Annotated in this window: 14 protein-coding genes; 9 read left to right on the top strand and 5 right to left on the bottom strand. The window is 52.3% G+C overall.

Annotated elements, in window-relative coordinates:
- Nucleotides 1-78: 78 nt before the first annotated feature.
- Entirely contained in the window at nt 79-1,089 is a 1,011-nt protein-coding gene (pyrD, locus tag OGV94_RS18185) for a quinone-dependent dihydroorotate dehydrogenase (RefSeq protein WP_220772074.1), read from the bottom strand.
- A gap of 243 nt (nt 1,090-1,332) precedes the next feature.
- On the opposite strand from pyrD, the gene ssuE reads away from it, so the two are divergent.
- The 5 genes from ssuE to ssuB are packed head-to-tail and all read left to right on the top strand — an operon-like array spanning nt 1,333 to nt 5,583.
- Nucleotides 1,333-1,908: an NADPH-dependent FMN reductase gene (gene ssuE / locus OGV94_RS18180; RefSeq protein WP_172862876.1), complete on the top strand. Its 576-nt coding sequence runs from the start codon at nt 1,333-1,335 to the stop codon at nt 1,906-1,908.
- Complete coding sequence (locus tag OGV94_RS18175; RefSeq protein ID WP_286523912.1) at nt 1,901-2,875, top strand: sulfonate ABC transporter substrate-binding protein; 975 nt, start codon at nt 1,901-1,903, stop codon at nt 2,873-2,875. Before ssuE ends, OGV94_RS18175 begins: the two co-directional genes overlap by 8 nt.
- On the top strand, nt 2,872-4,017 hold the full coding sequence (gene ssuD / locus OGV94_RS18170) for an FMNH2-dependent alkanesulfonate monooxygenase (protein WP_100194158.1): 1,146 nt from the start codon (nt 2,872-2,874) through the stop codon (nt 4,015-4,017). The genes OGV94_RS18175 and ssuD overlap by 4 nt, the downstream gene beginning before the upstream one ends.
- Nucleotides 4,018-4,027: 10 nt before the next feature.
- Entirely contained in the window at nt 4,028-4,819 is a 792-nt protein-coding gene (gene ssuC, locus OGV94_RS18165; protein WP_047412294.1) for an aliphatic sulfonate ABC transporter permease SsuC, read from the top strand.
- Nucleotides 4,816-5,583: an aliphatic sulfonates ABC transporter ATP-binding protein gene (ssuB, locus tag OGV94_RS18160; protein ID WP_043015776.1), complete on the top strand. Its 768-nt coding sequence runs from the start codon at nt 4,816-4,818 to the stop codon at nt 5,581-5,583. Before ssuC ends, ssuB begins: the two co-directional genes overlap by 4 nt.
- A 96-nt stretch (nt 5,584-5,679) precedes the next feature.
- Here the strand turns inward: ssuB and pepN are convergent, their stop codons facing one another.
- On the bottom strand, nt 5,680-8,292 hold the full coding sequence (gene pepN, locus OGV94_RS18155) for an aminopeptidase N (protein ID WP_286523908.1): 2,613 nt from the start codon (nt 8,290-8,292) through the stop codon (nt 5,680-5,682).
- A 265-nt stretch (nt 8,293-8,557) separates the two neighbouring features.
- Between pepN and pncB the strand changes: the two genes are divergently transcribed.
- The 4 genes from pncB (at nt 8,558) to aspC (ending at nt 14,377) form a co-directional block, all read left to right on the top strand.
- A complete protein-coding gene (gene pncB / locus OGV94_RS18150; protein WP_286523906.1) occupies nt 8,558-9,760 on the top strand; it encodes a nicotinate phosphoribosyltransferase in 1,203 nt (400 codons plus the stop codon).
- 166 nt (nt 9,761-9,926) lie between these two features.
- Nucleotides 9,927-11,327 (top strand): asparagine--tRNA ligase, encoded by a 1,401-nt coding sequence (gene asnS, locus OGV94_RS18145; RefSeq protein ID WP_043015773.1) that lies wholly within the window; start codon nt 9,927-9,929, stop codon nt 11,325-11,327.
- A 599-nt stretch (nt 11,328-11,926) separates the two neighbouring features.
- Nucleotides 11,927-13,003 (top strand): porin OmpF, encoded by a 1,077-nt coding sequence (gene ompF, locus OGV94_RS18140; RefSeq protein WP_075144922.1) that lies wholly within the window; start codon nt 11,927-11,929, stop codon nt 13,001-13,003.
- A 183-nt stretch (nt 13,004-13,186) separates the two neighbouring features.
- Nucleotides 13,187-14,377: an aspartate transaminase gene (gene aspC, locus OGV94_RS18135; RefSeq protein ID WP_181633941.1), complete on the top strand. Its 1,191-nt coding sequence runs from the start codon at nt 13,187-13,189 to the stop codon at nt 14,375-14,377.
- Between the two features lie 52 nt (nt 14,378-14,429).
- Here the strand turns inward: aspC and OGV94_RS18130 are convergent, their stop codons facing one another.
- The 3 genes from OGV94_RS18130 to ldtD all read right to left on the bottom strand — a co-directional run bounded on the left by OGV94_RS18130 (nt 14,430) and on the right by ldtD (nt 17,583).
- Nucleotides 14,430-15,077 carry an MBL fold metallo-hydrolase gene (locus OGV94_RS18130; protein ID WP_003035823.1) on the bottom strand — a complete coding sequence of 216 codons (648 nt, stop codon included), beginning with the start codon at nt 15,075-15,077 and terminating at the stop codon, nt 14,430-14,432.
- A gap of 28 nt (nt 15,078-15,105) precedes the next feature.
- Nucleotides 15,106-15,654, bottom strand: coding sequence for a peptidoglycan L,D-endopeptidase MepK (gene mepK, locus OGV94_RS18125; RefSeq protein ID WP_003831948.1), 549 nt, complete (start codon nt 15,652-15,654; stop codon nt 15,106-15,108).
- Nucleotides 15,655-15,831: 177 nt separating this feature from the next.
- On the bottom strand, nt 15,832-17,583 hold the full coding sequence (ldtD, locus tag OGV94_RS18120) for a L,D-transpeptidase (protein WP_043015770.1): 1,752 nt from the start codon (nt 17,581-17,583) through the stop codon (nt 15,832-15,834).
- Between the last annotated feature and the right edge of the window lie 127 nt (nt 17,584-17,710).

The raw sequence follows: 17,710 nt of genomic DNA, 5'->3' as shown, positions 1-17,710 counted from the left end.
GTTTAAATAAGCAACAGTAAAGGAATATAAAACAACCAGGGCCAGAAATAAAGCCCTGGATTGTGATTAAGGTAGCATTCAGATATTGGCGACGATTTCTTTAATCAACGGCGGGCCTTTAAAAATAAAGCCTGAATAAATCTGAACGAGGGTTGCACCGGCAGCTATTTTCTCACGCGCGGCAATCACCGAGTCGATACCGCCAACACCAATAATCGGCAGTTGACCTTTTAATTCCTGAAACAGCTGGCGAATAATTTCTGTACTTTTTAATTGCAATGGTCGACCGCTCAGGCCCCCCATTTGATCGCAATTTTTCATTCCCTGAACGAGAGAACGATCGAGAGTAGTGTTAGTTGCAATTACGCCATCAATATTATGACGAACTAAACTGTCAGCAACCTGGATCAGTTCTTCCAGAGAAAGATCCGGCGCGATCTTTACCGCCACCGGAACATATTTATGGTGGATCGCTTGCAGATCATTTTGCTTATTTTTAATTGCCGTCAGGAGATCGTCCAGCGCCTCGCCGTATTGCAGTGTACGTAATCCCGGTGTATTTGGTGAAGAGATATTAATCGCGATATAACCGGCGTAAGCATAGACTTTTTCCATACAAATCAGATAGTCATCTTTGCCATTCTCTACCGGAGTATCTTTATTCTTACCAATATTAATCCCCAGAATACCGTCAAAATGCGATTTTTTAACGTTCTCAACCAGGTTATCAACCCCCAGGTTATTAAACCCCATGCGGTTGATCAAACCTTCCGCATCGACCAGACGGAACAGACGCGGTTTATCGTTACCCGGCTGAGGCCGCGGCGTCACGGTACCAATCTCAATGGAGCCAAATCCCATCGCGCCGAGTGCGTCAATGCACTCCCCGTCTTTATCCAGTCCGGCAGCAAGCCCGAGTGGATTTTTAAACGTCAGCCCCATACAGGTAACCGGTTTTGCGGGTACTTTCTGGCGGACAAGCGCTTCGAGCGGCGTGCCGGTAATGCGACGTAATTGCTGGAATGTCAATTCATGGGCGCGCTCTGGATCGAGCTGAAAAAGGGCTTTACGAACGAAGGGGTAGTACATGAACTCTCCTGGATTCCCGGTGTGCAAACCGGGGGCGTATTATGTGCGATCGCGAGCAAAAAGGGAATTGACCTGCGGCAATAAATAGCAATCGTTTTCCTCGCCCCTGCCTTTTTATTCAATTTCCAACTTTTCTATCCCGTATAAATCATTTCGATAAACAAAGCCTCTCTGCCAAACTGCATAAATTGTTATCAATGTTAATTAAAAGCAAACAATTGGTTATAAGGGGAGAATGAAATTATGCGCGTCATCACTCTGGCGGGGAGCCCTCGCTTTCCTTCTCGCTCCAGTGCGTTACTGGAATATGCCCGAGAAAAACTAAACGATCAGGATGTCGAAATCTTTCACTGGAATCTGCACAACTTTACCCCGGAAGACCTGATCTATGCCCGTTTCGACAGTCCGGCGCTGAAGACATTTATCGAACAACTGCAGGATGCTGACGGGCTGATTGTCGCAACCCCGGTCTATAAAGCCGCTTACTCTGGCGCACTGAAAACGCTGCTCGATTTGCTCCCCGAGCGGGCGCTGGAAGGAAAAGTGGTTTTGCCGCTGGCGACAGGCGGCAGCGTAGCGCATTTACTGGCCGTCGATTACGCCCTGAAACCGGTCCTGAGCGCGTTAAAAGCTCAGGAGATCCTGCACGGCGTGTTTGCCGATGATTCGCAGGTCATCGATTATCAACATAAACCGCAGTTTACGCCCAACCTGCAGCAGCGTCTGGACAGTGCGATCGACACCTTCTGGCTGGCGTTGCATCGTCGCGATATCCAACTCCCTCAACTGAACACCCTGCGAGGTGCCGCCCATGCTTGATCTTCTCAAGCGTCACACGTCCTGGCTGGCGCTGACCGGGCTGTTGTCACTGTCAACTCTGGGGCATGCCGCAGAATCGGCCCCCGATGCCCTGCGCATTGGTTATCAAAAAGGAAGCGTCAGTATGGTGCTGGCTAAAAGCCATCAGCTACTGGAGAAACGCTACCCGCAGACCAAAATCTCGTGGGTTGAATTCCCGGCTGGGCCGCAAATGCTGGAAGCACTCAATATCGGCAGTATCGATCTCGGCAGTACCGGTGACATTCCGCCGATTTTCGCCCAGGCCGCCGGAGCCGATCTGGTTTACGTGGGCGTTGAACCGCCTAAACCAAAAGCCGAAGTAATTCTGGTGCCGAAAAATAGCCCGATCCAGAGCGTCGAGCAGCTTAAAGGACATAAAGTCGCCTTTCAGAAAGGTTCCAGCGCCCACAATTTACTGCTCCGTGCGCTGCAACAAGCCGGGTTGAAATTTACCGATATTCAGCCGACTTATCTGACTCCTGCAGATGCGCGAGCGGCCTTCCAGCAAGGAAACGTGGATGCGTGGGCTATCTGGGATCCCTACTATTCCGCCGCATTACTGCAAGGCGATGTACGCGTGCTAAAAGACGGTTCAGACCTCAAACAGACCGGTTCGTTTTATCTCGCAGCACGTCCTTATGCCGAGAAAAATGGTGCTTTTGTACTTGGCGTGCTGGATACCTTTAGCCAGGCCGATGCGTTAACCCTCAGCCAGCGCCAACAAAGCATTTCCCTGCTGGCTAAAACCATGGGCCTGCCCGAGCCGGTCATTGCGTCTTATCTGGATCACCGCCCGCCAACCACTATCACGCCCGTCAGCGCTTCTGTTGCCGCTCTGCAACAACAAACCGCCGATCTGTTTTATGACAACCGGTTGCTGCCGAAAAAAATCGATATTCGCCAGCGTATCTGGCAACCCACTCAACAGGCAGGAGACAAATTATGAGTCTGAACATGTTCTGGTTTTTACCCACCCACGGTGACGGCCATTATCTGGGGACAGAAGAAGGTTCGCGCCCGGTCGATTACGGATATCTGCAACAAATTGCACAAACGGCCGATCGCCTGGGATTTACCGGTGTTCTCATCCCAACCGGTCGCTCCTGCGAAGATGCCTGGCTGGTCGCCGCCTCGATGATCCCGGTTACCCAGCGATTAAAGTTCCTGGTCGCGTTGCGTCCAAGCGTAACCTCGCCGACGGTCGCCGCGCGTCAGGCTGCTACGCTCGACAGACTTTCAAACGGCCGGGCGTTATTTAACCTGGTGACCGGTAGCGATCCACAGGAACTGGCTGGTGACGGTGTGTTCCTCGATCACACCGAGCGCTATGAAGCCTCTGCTGAATTTACTCAGGTCTGGCGGCGACTGCTGCAAGGTGAAACGGTGGATTTCAACGGCAAACATATTCATGTTCGCGGCGCGAAGCTGTTTTTCCCTCCCGTACAACAACCCCGGCCACCGCTTTATTTCGGCGGCTCGTCTGATGTCGCACAAGACCTTGCTGCCGAGCAGGTTGATCTCTATCTGACCTGGGGCGAGCCCCCTGAGCAGGTGAAAGCGAAGATTGAACAGGTGCGAGCCAAAGCGGGGGCGCTCGGGCGCAAGATCCGCTTTGGTATTCGTCTGCATGTGATCGTACGGGAGACAACGCAAGAGGCATGGCAGGCAGCGGATCGTCTGATAGCCCATCTGGATGACGACACCATTGCCAAAGCCCAGGCCGCCTTCTCAAGAACGGATTCAGTTGGTCAGCAGCGAATGGCGGCACTGCACAACGGTAAACGCGACAAACTGGAAATTAGCCCGAATCTGTGGGCAGGTGTTGGACTGGTTCGCGGTGGCGCGGGTACCGCGCTGGTCGGAGATGGTCCTACCGTCGCGGCGCGTATCAACGAGTATGCCGCACTGGGAATCGACAGCTTTGTGTTGTCCGGGTATCCGCATCTGGAAGAGGCATACAAGGTTGGCGAGCTGCTGTTCCCTCACCTGGATGTCGCTATACCAGAAATTCCACAGCCACAACGCCTGCAACAACAAGGCGAAGCGGTGGCAAACGAATTTATCCCGCGCAAAGTCGCGCAAAGCTAAGGAGCTGCGAATGACAACGCCGAAAAACAGGTGGTTATTGCGCCTCGCGCCCTGGTTTTTACCGGTAGGTATGGTGGCGCTCTGGCAGCTCGCATCATCAATGGGCTGGCTGTCCACCCGCATCCTGCCCTCACCGGAGGGCGTTGTCGAAGCCTTCTGGACGCTTTCCGCCAGCGGCGAGCTTTGGCAGCATCTGGCAATCAGCTCATGGCGCGCGCTGATCGGATTCTCCATCGGTGGATCGATTGGCCTGACGCTGGGACTGATCAGCGGTCTTTCGCGTTGGGGAGAACGTCTGCTGGATACTTCGGTGCAGATGCTACGTAACGTACCGCATCTGGCGCTGATCCCGCTGGTAATTTTGTGGTTCGGTATTGATGAATCCGCCAAGATCTTTCTCGTCGCCCTGGGCACGCTGTTCCCGATTTACATTAACACCTGGCATGGGATCCGTAATATCGATCGTGGGCTGGTAGAAATGGCACGCAGCTATGGGTTGTCCGGCTTTTCACTGTTCCTTCATGTGATCCTCCCAGGAGCCCTGCCCTCAATTATGGTCGGCGTACGTTTTGCTCTCGGACTGATGTGGCTGACGCTTATCGTCGCAGAAACCATTTCAGCCAATGCCGGTATCGGTTACCTGGCGATGAACGCCCGCGAATTTCTGCAAACCGATGTGGTCGTGGTGGCCATTATTCTCTACGCCCTGCTCGGCAAATTGGCCGACGTCAGCGCCCAATTGCTGGAGCGAATCTGGCTGCGCTGGAACCCGGCTTATCATGTGAAGGAGGCTACCGTATGAATACCGCTCGCTTGAACCAGGGCACGCCGCTGCTGCTGAGCGCCGTGACGAAACAATACGCCGCCAATACAGTGCTCAATCAGTTAAATTTGCACATTCCGGCCGGACAATTCGTTGCCGTGGTTGGTCGCAGCGGCGGTGGTAAAAGCACGTTGCTGCGTCTGCTGGCTGGACTGGAGTCCCCCTCCTCAGGCGCATTACTTGCCGGAACCACCCCGTTGGCGGATATTCAGGATGATACGCGAATGATGTTTCAGGATGCGCGCCTGCTGCCATGGAAGACGGTTATCGATAATGTGGGCCTGGGTCTGAAAGGTCAGTGGCGCGATGCGGCCCGAGATGCGCTGGCCGCAGTTGGGTTGGAGAGTCGTGCTCGCGAATGGCCGGCTGCGCTGTCCGGTGGACAAAAACAGCGTGTGGCCCTGGCGCGGGCATTAATTCATCGCCCCGGTTTGCTGCTGCTGGACGAACCCCTCGGCGCTCTGGATGCCCTAACCCGCCTTGAAATGCAGGATCTGATTGTTTCTTTATGGCAAGAGCACGGCTTTACCGTACTGTTGGTCACTCATGATGTCAGCGAAGCGGTGGCAATGGCCGATCGCGTATTGCTGATTGAGGATGGAAAAATCGGGCTGGATCTGACGGTGGATATTCAGCGCCCCCGCCGTTTGGGATCGGTGCGGTTAGCCGAGCTGGAAGCGGAAGTGTTGAACCGGGTCATGAAACGCGGCGAGACGGAACAACCGATCCGTCGACATGGATAAACACTCAGAAAACAAGGCCCGGTAGCGCTTACCGGGCCTTTTGCCGGATGGCGGCGTTACCGCCTTATCCGGCCTACTAAACTACAGGTCAACGTTTCAGGCTAACGCTTTGTCAATCTTCTCATACAGATCGCCGGAGAGATTCTCCAGACCTTTCAGCTGTTCCAGCGCCGCACGCATCTTCGCCTGACGTTTTGCATCATAACGTTTTAAGCGAATCAGCGGCTCAATCAGACGTGATGCCACCTGAGGGTTACGGCTATTGAGTTCAGTCAGCATGTCGACCAGGAACTGATAGCCGCTACCATCTTCCGCATGGAATGCCGCCGGGTTGCTACCCGCAAAGGCACCGATCAGAGAACGGATTCGGTTCGGGTTACTCATACTGAAAGAGCGATGCTTCAGCAGGCCACGAACCGTTTCCAGCACGTTACTCGCCGGGCTTGTGGATTGCAGGATAAACCATTTGTCCATCACCAGGCCGTCATGGTGCCACTTATCGTCATACTCCTGCATTAGCGCGTCGCGACAAGGCAGTTGTGCCGCCACTGCCGCCGACAGCGCCGCCAGCGCATCGGTCATGTTGTTGGCTTCGCGGTACTGCTTGCTTACCAGCGTGTCAGCCAGATGGGTTTCGCCAAAGGCCAGGAAACGTAGGCAGGCGTTACGCAGCGTACGCTTGCCAATATCGGCATGCTCAACGCGGTACTCATCAAGATGATTAGCGTTATAGATGGCGAGGAATTCATCCGCCAGCTCGGCTGCCAGCGTGCGGGTTAACGCTTCGCGTACTTCGGTTATCGCCACCGGATCGATGATATCAAACAGTTCTGCAATTTCGTTTACTGAAGGCAGCGTCAGGATCTCTGCCGCCAGCGCCGGATCGATTTTCTCATCCAGCAGAATTGCGCGGAATGCATCGGCCACGTGTACCGGCAGCGACAGCGGCTGGCCCTGCTGATGCCGGGCAACGTTAAGCTTAATATAGGTCGCCAGCAGGCTTTGCGCCGCGTCCCAACGAGAGAAATCGTTACGCGCATGACGCATCAGGAAGGTCAGTTGCTGATCGCTCCATTTGTATTCCAGTTTGACCGGCGCGGAGAATTCGCACAGCAGCGCCGGAACCGGCTGGAAGTAGACGTTATCAAAGACAAACGTCTGCTCTGCCTGAGTGACGTTGAGTACGGAATTCACCGGATGCCCGCCTTTTTGTAACGGGATCACTTTCCCTTCGTTGTCATACAACTCAAGGGCGAAAGGAATATGCAGCGGCTGTTTTTCGGCCTGATCCGGCGTGGCCGGCGTGCGCTGGCTGATAGTCAGCGTGTACTGCTCAGTTGACGGATTGTAGTCATCACGCACGGTCAGAATCGGCGTACCGGACTGACTGTACCAGCGGCGGAAATGCGAGAGATCGACGTTGGACGCATCTTCCATCGCCTGCACGAAATCATCACAGGTGGCAGCACTGCCGTCGTGACGCTCAAAGTACAGTTGCATCCCTTTCTGGAAGTTAGCCTCACCCAGCAAGGTGTGGATCATACGAATCACTTCAGCGCCCTTTTCGTACACGGTCAGGGTATAGAAGTTGTTCATTTCGATGACCATATCCGGACGGATAGGATGCGCCATTGGGCTGGCATCCTCGGCAAACTGCAGGCCACGCATGGTACGCACATTGCTGATCCGGTTTACCGCACGTGAGCCGAGATCGGAACTGAACTCCTGATCGCGGAACACGGTTAACCCTTCTTTCAGGCTCAACTGGAACCAGTCGCGACAGGTCACGCGGTTGCCAGTCCAGTTGTGGAAATACTCATGACCGATGACGCGCTCAATATCGAGGTAGTCTTTGTCGGTGGCGGTATCGGTACGTGCCAGCACATATTTGGAGTTAAAGATGTTCAGACCTTTATTCTCCATCGCGCCCATGTTGAAGAAATCCACGGCGACAATCATATAGATATCAAGGTCATACTCGAGGCCAAAGCGCTCTTCATCCCATTTCATGGAGTTTTTCAGCGAGGTCATCGCCCACGGCGCGCGGTCAAGGTTGCCGCGATCGACGTACAGTTCCAGCGCTACTTCACGCCCGGAACGGGTAGTAAAGGTGTCGCGAAGAACGTCGAAATCGCCGGCTACCAGCGCAAACAGATAGCACGGTTTCGGGAACGGATCCTGCCACTGTACCCAGTGACGACCATTTTCCAGTTCCCCCTGCGCCACGCGGTTACCGTTGGAGAGCAGGAACGGATATTGGGTTTTATCGGCGATAATTTTGGTGGTAAAACGCGCCAGGACATCAGGCCTGTCGAGATACCAGGTAATATGACGGAAACCTTCCGCTTCACACTGGGTGCACAGCGCGTCGCCGGACTTGTACAGTCCTTCCAGCGCGGTATTGGCCGCTGGGCTAATTTCATTCACGATACGCAGCGTAAAACGTTCCGGCAGTTGATTGATGACCAGAGCGCCCTCTTCTTCTTTATACTCTGTCCACGGCTCGTCGTTCACGTGGATCGACACCAGAGTCAGATCTTCGCCATTCAGGCGCAGAGGCGCATCAGGCGCGCCATGACGGACAGCCTGGCTCACTGCGGTGACCACGGTTTTTTCAGCATCCAGGTCAAAGGTCAAGTCAATATCAGTAATCTGGTAATCCGGCGCACGATAGTCGTGACGGTATTTGGCTTGTGGCTGTTGTGTCATAAAAAACCTTTAGCATCTTTGGTAGAGTCTCGGCTTCAGTCTATTCCTGTTGCGTAAATCGCGCTACGCAGAATGTTCATCTTTTCAGGCACAAACACCCTTTTTGCTACATTTTTATAACACGCGGCACGAAATGCCCTCGACCAGAAAGACAGCTTATGGTGTGATCGGGGTTCAATAAATCGCTAAACAGGGTATACTCCAGCGGTTTTCTTAGTTGTTTATTGTACTAAACGCTCCCGTGAGAGGATGCTACTGCGCACCTATGACACAATTCGCTTCTCCTGTTCTGCACTCGCTGCTGGATACAGACGCTTATAAGTTGCATATGCAGCAAGCCGTTTTTCACCACTACTATGATGTACAAGTAGCGGCTGAATTTCGTTGCCGTGGCGATGACCTGCTCGGTATTTATGCCGATTCTATTCGTGAGCAGGTGAATGCTATGCAACACCTGCGACTGCAGGAGGACGAGTACCAGTGGCTCTCCGGCCTGCCTTTCTTTAAAGCTGATTACCTCACCTGGTTACGTGATTTCCGCTATAACCCGGAACAGGTTTGCGTCACTAATGATAACGGTAAGCTAAACATCCGCTTAACCGGTCCGTGGCGTGAAGTGATCATGTGGGAAGTCCCGCTGTTGGCGGTGATTAGTGAGCTGGTACACCGTTACCGTTCACCTGAATCAGGCGTCCCGCAGGCACTCGATGAGCTGGAAAGCAAACTAGTAGAATTCTCTGCTTTAACGAAAGATGTCGATATGTCTCGCTTCCATCTGATGGATTTCGGTACGCGCCGTCGTTTTTCGCGTGAAGTGCAGCAAGCTATCGTTAAACGCCTGCAGCAAGAGTCCTGGTTTGTCGGCACCAGTAACTACGATCTGGCCCGCCGCCTGTCATTAACCCAAATGGGTACGCAGGCGCATGAGTGGTTCCAGGCTCATCAGCAAATCAGCCCTGAGCTTGCCACCAGCCAGCGCGTTGCGCTGGCCGCATGGTTAAATGAATATCCTGACCAACTCGGCATTGCATTGACCGACTGCATCACCATGGACGCGTTTTTACGCGACTTTGGCGTTGAGTTCGCTACCCGCTATCAGGGTTTACGCCATGACTCTGGCGACCCGGTGGAATGGGGTGAAAAAGCCATCGCCCATTATGAAAAACTGGGTATTGATCCGCTGAGCAAAACGCTGGTGTTTTCAGATAATCTCGATCTGAAAAAAGCGATTGAGCTATACCGCCACTTCTCTTCTCGCGTGCAGTTGAGTTTTGGCATTGGGACACGACTAACCTGCGATATTCCCCAGGTTAAGCCGCTCAATATCGTTATCAAACTGGTGGAGTGTAACGGCAAACCAGTAGCGAAGTTATCTGACAGCCCGGGTAAAACCATCTGCCATGATAAAGCGTTTGTTCGCGCACTGCGCAAAGCCTTCGATCTCCCGCATATCAAAAAAGCCAGTTAAGCCTTCCAGGGAGCCATTTTGGCTCCCTTATTCGCGTTTATTTCCGAAATCTTTCACTCCAGCTACGAATTCTGCTTGTCTGATTGCAGATGCCAGGTAACATAGGTATCCCCCCATTACGGGTGGACATGTGTTTATATATCCGACTATTAACAGAGAGAATATTATGAGCGTTGTGCCTGTAGCCGACGTACTCCAGGGCCGCGTAGCCGTTGACAGCGAAGTCACCGTGCGCGGATGGGTGCGTACCCGCCGAGATTCAAAAGCTGGCATCTCCTTCCTCGCCGTTTATGACGGTTCCTGCTTTGATCCTGTACAGGCCGTCATCAATAATTCTCTGCCCAATTACAATCAGGACGTACTGCGCCTGACGACGGGTTGTTCAGTTATCGTAACGGGTAAAGTCGTTGCATCACCTGGACAAGGACAGAGCTTTGAAATTCAGGCCACTGAGGTTGAAGTAACGGGCTGGGTTGAAGATCCTGACACCTACCCAATGGCAGCTAAGCGTCACAGCATTGAGTATCTGCGTGAAGTGGCGCACATGCGTCCGCGTACCAACATGATTGGTGCAGTCGCGCGTGTACGCCATACGCTGGCGCAAGCTCTGCATCGTTTCTTCCACGAGCAGGGTTTCTTTTGGGTATCGACTCCGTTGATCACCGCTTCCGATACGGAAGGTGCCGGTGAAATGTTCCGAGTGTCTACGCTGGATCTGGAAAACCTGCCGCGTAACGATCAGGGCAAAGTCGACTTCGATAAAGACTTCTTTGGTAAAGAAGCCTTCCTGACCGTTTCTGGTCAGTTGAACGGCGAAACCTATGCCTGCGCCCTGTCCAAAATTTATACCTTTGGTCCGACGTTCCGTGCAGAAAACTCTAACACCAGCCGTCACCTGGCAGAGTTCTGGATGCTGGAGCCAGAAGTGGCTTTCGCCGACCTGAACGATGTTGCAGCTCTGGCTGAAGCGATGCTGAAGTACGCGTTTAAAGCCGTACTGGCAGAGCGTGCAGATGACATGAAATTCTTCGCTGAACGTGTCGACAAAGACGCGATTTCGCGCCTGGAACGTTTCATTGACGCAGACTTCGCTCAGGTGGATTACACCGACGCGGTTAGCATCCTGGAAAAATGCGGCAAACAGTTTGAAAACCCAGTTTACTGGGGTGTGGACTTGTCTTCTGAACACGAACGTTACCTTGCTGAAGAGCATTTTAAAGCGCCGGTGGTGGTTAAAAACTACCCGAAAGATATCAAAGCGTTTTATATGCGCCTTAACGAAGACGGTAAAACCGTTGCAGCAATGGACGTACTGGCTCCGGGAATCGGTGAAATCATCGGTGGTTCTCAGCGTGAAGAGCGTCTGGACGTACTGGATGCCCGTATGCTGGAGATGGGTCTGAACAAAGAAGATTACTGGTGGTATCGCGACCTGCGTCGCTACGGTACCGTGCCACATTCCGGCTTCGGTTTGGGCTTCGAGCGTCTGATCGCTTACGTTACCGGCGTACAGAACGTCCGTGATGTTATTCCGTTCCCGCGCACCCCGCGTAACGCTACGTTCTAAACCTGCATTTAGAAACAAAGGCCAGCATTGCTGGCCTTTTTTATAGCCACATCACATTTTGGGATCCCCCTCCCGCGTTAAACACAACCCTTCCTCTTCTCCCTTCCTGTTACGTAATATTTCACCGCAACACATTTGAACAAAAAATAATCAGTATTTTTATTGTGGATTAGCATTTTCTGACAAAATAGTACATTTTCTAACCATTTGCACGGCGCTCCGGACGTCCAAAAATAGCCATCTGTAAAACAGAAACTTCCTGTCAGATCAGAGAAAAATGGGGGTTATCTAAATTAAACATAAGAAAATCATATAAATAGAAATAGAAGCGGTGATTTTTAGCGCAGAGACATCTGAAGTTTGAAGTTGTTCACAAAGTTGCACAAAAATAACATTTAGTTACACATTTTTTCTTTTTGAAACTAAATCTTTATCTTTGTAGCACTTTGACGGTAGCGAAACGTTAGTTTGAATGGAAAGATGCCTGTCAGACACATAAAGACACCAAACTCTCATCAATAGTTCCGTAAATTTTTATTGACGGAATTTATTGGCGGCAGTGGCAGGTGTCATATAAAAACCGATGAGGGTAATAAATAATGATGAAGCGCAATATTCTGGCAGTGGTTATCCCTGCTCTGCTGGTAGCCGGGGCAGCTAACGCTGCAGAAGTTTATAACAAAGATGGCAACAAAGTAGACATCTACGGTAAAGCTGTGGGTCTGCACTATTTTTCCAAGCACAACGGTGATAACGCCTACGCGCCTAACGGCGATCAGACCTATGCCCGTCTTGGTTTCAAAGGGGAAACTCAGATTAACGACCAACTGACCGGTTACGGCCAGTGGGAATACCAGTTCAGCGGCAATAACGCAGAAGGCGGTGACGATGCCCAGAAAGGCAACAAAACCCGTCTGGCGTTTGCTGGTTTGAAATTTGGTGACGCAGGCTCCTTCGATTACGGTCGTAACTACGGCGTTGTATACGATGCTCTGGGTTACACCGATATGCTGCCAGAATTCGGTGGTGATACCGCTGCTTCTGACCAGTTCTTCTCCCAGCGTAACGGCGGTCTCGCAACCTACCGTAACTCTAACTTCTTCGGTCTGGTTGAAGGCCTGAACTTCGCTGTACAGTACCTGGGTAAAAACGAACGCTCTAGCAGCCCAACCCGTTCTAACGGCGACGGCGTTGGCGGTTCCGTAAGCTACGAAATGGATGGTTTCGGTATCGTCGGTGCTTACGGTGCAGCTGACCGTACCAACGCGCAAGAGCAGCTGGCCTATGGCCGCGGCGCGAAAGCTGAGCAGTGGGCGACCGGTGTTAAGTACGATGCGAACAACATTTACCTGGCAGCGAACTACAGCGAAACCCGTAACGCAACCCGTATCTCTAACGGTTATGCTAACAAAACTGAAGACGTGCTGTTGGTTGCTCAGTACCAGTTCGACTTCGGCCTGCGTCCGTCCCTCGCCTATACCAAATCTAAAGGTAAGGACATCGAAGGAATCGGCGACGTAGATCTGGTGAACTACTTCGAAGTGGGTGCGACTTACTACTTCAACAAAAACATGTCCACCTATGTTGATTACATCATCAACCAGATCGATTCTGACAACAAACTGGGCGTAGGCTCTGACGACACCGTTGCAGTGGGTATCGTTTACCAGTTCTAATAGCAGACCTCTTTGTTAAATGCCTAAAAAACAGGACTTCGGTCCTGTTTTTTTATCTCTGCTAGCGGATTCTTGCGTCTTAAAAAAACACCTCAGCTTTTCGTCAGTAACGGTTGGCATTTTGTAAATCTACCGTTAACCTGATAGCGGACTTCCCTTCTGTTATCACTATGGAACCTCGTCATGTTTGAGAACATTACTGCCGCTCCTGCCGACCCCATTTTGGGTCTGGCTGATTTGTTTCGTGCCGATGACCGCCCTGGAAAAATAAACCTGGGGATCGGTGTATATAAAGATGAGACAGGCAAAACGCCGGTACTGACCAGCGTTAAAAAAGCCGAGCAATATATACTGGAAAATGAAACCACCAAAAATTACCTTGGCATCGACGGTATTCCAGAGTTTGGTCGCTGCACTCAGGAATTACTGTTTGGTAAAGAGAGTTCGCTTATCAACGACAAACGCGCACGTACAGCTCAGACCCCTGGCGGCACTGGCGCATTGCGTGTGGCAGCTGATTTCCTGGCTAAAAACACCTCAGCTAAACGCGTATGGGTGAGCAATCCTAGCTGGCCAAACCATAAGAGTGTCTTTAACTCTGCCGGTCTGGAGGTTCGTGAATACAACTATTACGATGCGGCGAATCACTCATTAGATTTTGATGCGCTGCTGGCAAGCCTCAGCGAAGCGCAGGCTGGCGACGTGGTGTTATTCCACGGCTGCTGCCATAACCCAACCGGTATCGATCCTACGCTGGAGCAGTGGCAAACGCTGGCTCAGCTTTCTGTCGAAAAAGGTTGGTTGCCGCTGTTTGACTTCGCATACCAGGGCTTTGCCCGCGGTCTGGAAGAAGATGCAGAAGGTCTGCGCGCATTCGCAGCGCTGCACAAAGAGCTGATCGTCGCAAGCTCCTATTCCAAGAATTTTGGTCTGTACAATGAGCGCGTAGGTGCTTGTACGCTGGTGGCTGCCGATGCTGAAACCGTCGACTGCGCATTTAGCCAGATGAAATCCGCCATTCGTGCTAACTATTCCAACCCACCAGCACACGGCGCATCCGTAGTCGCCACGATTCTGAGCAACGACGCACTGCGCGCCATCTGGGAACAAGAGCTGACTGATATGCGCCAACGCATTCAGCGCATGCGTTTACTGTTCGTGAATACGCTGCAGGAGAAAGGTGCAAACCGCGACTTCAGCTTTATCATCAAACAGAATGGCATGTTCTCATTCAGCGGCCTGACCAAAGAGCAGGTTCTGCGCCTGCGTGAAGAGTTTGGTGTCTATGCCGTCGCTTCCGGACGCGTAAACGTGGCAGGGATGACGCCAGACAATATGGCGCCGCTGTGCGAAGCGATTGTCGCAGTACTGTAATCTATCGCGCACAAAAAAGGCCGCAATAGCGGCCTTTTTATTAATCTGTGTGTTACCAGACGGGCATTTCATCCTGCAGGAACGGGTTATGTAGCCGTTCGTTACCCAGCGTAGAAAGAGGGCCGTGACCCGGAATAAACGTCACGTCATCACCCAACGGCAACAGTTTACGTTTAATCGAATCAATCAATTGGCTGTGATCCCCGCGAGGAAAATCGCTGCGCCCTACGCCACCTTTGAAAATCACATCACCTGAAATCAGTAACTTTGATTGTTCATCAAAGAAGACCACATGTCCTGGCGTATGACCCGGACAATGCAGCACCTGTAACGTTACATTGCCCACGCTTACCCGGTCGCCTTCATTCAACCAGCGATCCGGCGTCAGCGGCTCACAATCGCCCAGGCCAAACATGCGACTCTGAGCAGGGAGTCCTTGTAGCCAGAACTCATCTTCTTTTTCCGGGCCAATAACTGGTACACCATAATGCTGTGCCAGTTCAGCCGCCGCGCCTACGTGATCAAGATGACCATGGGTAAGCAGGATCTGCATAAGCGTCAGACCGCTGGCATCCACTTCCTGTTTGATTTTCTCGGCATCTCCGCCAGGATCGACCAGCGCGGCCAGACGAGTCTGCTCACACCAGATCAACGAGCAGTTCTGGGCGAATGCAGTGACCGGAATAATACGATAGTTCATACAGCTCCTGTTTCATTAAGCTTATGGATCACCAGTGCCGTGCAGGCCCGGTGTCGATATGCACAAAGTTACTGCTGGGGTAGTATCCTACACCACCTGCGCGCATAGATAACGCAGCTTTGCGAATATTGCTTAATGCGATGCCTTCGATATGGAAATCCATGGCCTGGCCTTTAGTGTGGTAGCTTTTCTTTGCCACACCGCGGCTGCGCGCACGGAGTTCGTTATTGGTATCGATAGAGCGATAGCCTGAGATAAGCTGTACGGGTTTACGCGTGCCCAGCAGGCCCTGCAGACGGAAGAGTTGATCAAACAGTCCCGGGTCAATGGATTTCACTTTATTGGCCCGAAAATCACGGAAAAAGTGGTTAAGTTTTGCTAATTCGTCCTGAATATAGCCCCTGCCATCAAAAAACTCTGCTTTTATTGACTCACCAGTATGCAGGTTATTCAGAGTCAATATACGCGGACGTGGGGTAGAGAGTGTGGCAAACGCAGGCGTAGGCAGGATGGCAGCGCCGAGGGCAATGCCACCAAGCGCCAGCAGTTTGCGGCGATTAGCGTCAAATTTGTCCATGGTATTAAGGTCTACAAGGTCAATGTTATCGTATGTATGCTCTAGCGCACGCAGGAAACCTTATCTGGCTAAGTAGTCCACGTCAAGGCTCCCAACCCCAGGAAATACGGGGCTTGCAGCCATTTCGCCCCGTTTCCAACATAACTTACGACAATCATTTTCCTCGAACTGCTTCATTTATCTGATTAATTGTTCGGCTTTTGACACAATTTGTGCACTGGATCGCGCTGTCAGATCGTAATTGTAAATATCTGTACGATACTGCGTACGACCATCCGGGCCAACAAATGCGGTCAGATAGTAGAGGTTGACCGGGATATTCTGGCGAATATTCACGTACCGCGTATCCCCTTGCTTCAGGGCATCCGAGATGCGCGTATCATTCCAGCCCGCATCCTGTAGCAGCATATTTGCCAGCTCAGAGGCCTTATTCACCCGCACGCAGCCGGAGCTTAATGCCCGCGTATCCTTCTGGAACAGATTGTGGTTCGGCGTGTCGTGCAGATAAATAGCGTCCGAACTCGGCATGTTGAATTTATAGCGTCCGAGCGAGTTACGCGCTCCCGGAGCCTGCTGGAAGCGGAACGGCAGATTGGAGGCAGTGATGGTAGCCCAGTCTACCTGCCACGGATCTATCGTCTCTTTGCTGTTCCAGCCGCGCATCACGGTATAACCGTGACGCTCAAGATACCCCGGATCATTCCAGACCTTAGGCAGGATATCTTTTCGGGCCAGCGTTGGCGGCACGTTCCACGGCGGGTTAACGACTACGTTATTCAGCGCGCTGCTCATCATTGGCGTTTTACGATCGGGACGCCCGACGATCACGCGCGAGGCCAGCACCTGATTGCCGTTCTGATAATAAACCAGCGAGTAGGCAGGAATGTTCACCATGATACCGGTAGACAACTCACCAGGCAGCAGGCGCAAGCGCTGAATATTTAATGCCAGCACCCCCGCACGCTGAGCCGGCGTCACGTTCAGCCAGTCACGCGTCGCAGGGCCAATCGCACCATCGGCTCCAAGCCCCTGCCACGTCTGAAAACGCTTTACCGCGTCAACAAGTTCACGATCGTAAGCGCTACGACCTTCTTTGGCAGCCGGACTGACAACGGATTCCAGCATCCCGGTGCGGCGTAAAATTTCACGCAGCGCAGGGATGTCGTTACTCCACTCTCCCGGGCGCAGCGTTGCGGTACTGGTTAACTGCGGCCAGGGGCGCGTATCGCCCACCAGCTTGAGCAGCGATTCATGCATTGCCGCATACTGTGGATGCTGAGGCGCCAGGTTGGCAATAAACGAAGTCAGTTGACCATTATCCAGCGCCACCTGCCACTGATTGATCACGGAAATTGGCGGGGTCGTCAGCGCATAGGGCTTATTACTATAGAGCCAGCGATTACCTTTGACGGGGATGTTGGCGATAAAGTGCAGATAGCCCATCATCGCATCAGAGAGGACGATGTCCCGCGCCTGGCCCGTAACTGCCGGATCAGTCAGAAGTGCGACCCAGGTAGTAAACTGCGGCTGAAAACCGGCAATCGCCACCTCGGCTAACTGTTGCTGAAAGGCTTTTACCGCATCACGATTTTCCCACATCGGTTTCATTTCGCGTGCGGCATACAGCAGTTCCAACTGGCTCATATACACCGGCGTATAGCCCGCTGGAAGTTGAGATTGTAGTTCAGCGCGGGCGTTATCAACTGACACACCCTCAGGCAGCGGTTGAATACCCGCCATGATAGCCGTCGCGGAAGATTGAACCTGCGGCTGTGATAACGCTGTTGGCTGTTCACTGACGGTCGCTGAGCTATCGCCAGGGATCATTTCAGGCTCATCGGCCTGCGCATTGAACAGTGGAGCGAATGTTACGGCCAGGCACAAACTGATTGCCGACAGCCGACGACCACACATTTTATTAAGCAACATCCCTTGCCCCCTGTTTTCTTTATCATACTTTGAGTAGCCAGGCCGTGTGTATTCCCCTTTTATTTTAACGGGGTCGGACCTGTAAAACGCCAATACAAGCTGAAGTATGACGAGCAAGCCTGTGACG

The sequence above is a fragment of the Citrobacter sp. Ce006 genome (assembly GCF_030336535.1).
GTDB lineage: Bacteria > Pseudomonadota > Gammaproteobacteria > Enterobacterales > Enterobacteriaceae > Citrobacter > Citrobacter europaeus.
This window is presented reverse-complemented; position numbering and strand designations above follow the sequence as displayed.

Coding starts and splice junctions, on each gene's coding strand:
- OGV94_RS18175 (WP_286523912.1), top strand. CDS start 1,901: ATGCTTGATCTTCTCAAGCGTCACACGTCCTGGCTGGCGCTGACCGGG.
- ssuD (WP_100194158.1), top strand. CDS start 2,872: ATGAGTCTGAACATGTTCTGGTTTTTACCCACCCACGGTGACGGCCAT.
- pncB (WP_286523906.1), top strand. CDS start 8,558: ATGACACAATTCGCTTCTCCTGTTCTGCACTCGCTGCTGGATACAGAC.
- asnS (WP_043015773.1), top strand. CDS start 9,927: ATGAGCGTTGTGCCTGTAGCCGACGTACTCCAGGGCCGCGTAGCCGTT.
- ldtD (WP_043015770.1), bottom strand. CDS start 17,583: ATGTTGCTTAATAAAATGTGTGGTCGTCGGCTGTCGGCAATCAGTTTG.
- aspC (WP_181633941.1), top strand. CDS start 13,187: ATGTTTGAGAACATTACTGCCGCTCCTGCCGACCCCATTTTGGGTCTG.
- ssuE (WP_172862876.1), top strand. CDS start 1,333: ATGCGCGTCATCACTCTGGCGGGGAGCCCTCGCTTTCCTTCTCGCTCC.
- ssuB (WP_043015776.1), top strand. CDS start 4,816: ATGAATACCGCTCGCTTGAACCAGGGCACGCCGCTGCTGCTGAGCGCC.
- OGV94_RS18130 (WP_003035823.1), bottom strand. CDS start 15,077: ATGAACTATCGTATTATTCCGGTCACTGCATTCGCCCAGAACTGCTCG.
- ompF (WP_075144922.1), top strand. CDS start 11,927: ATGATGAAGCGCAATATTCTGGCAGTGGTTATCCCTGCTCTGCTGGTA.
- pyrD (WP_220772074.1), bottom strand. CDS start 1,089: ATGTACTACCCCTTCGTTCGTAAAGCCCTTTTTCAGCTCGATCCAGAG.
- mepK (WP_003831948.1), bottom strand. CDS start 15,654: ATGGACAAATTTGACGCTAATCGCCGCAAACTGCTGGCGCTTGGTGGC.
- pepN (WP_286523908.1), bottom strand. CDS start 8,292: ATGACACAACAGCCACAAGCCAAATACCGTCACGACTATCGTGCGCCG.
- ssuC (WP_047412294.1), top strand. CDS start 4,028: ATGACAACGCCGAAAAACAGGTGGTTATTGCGCCTCGCGCCCTGGTTT.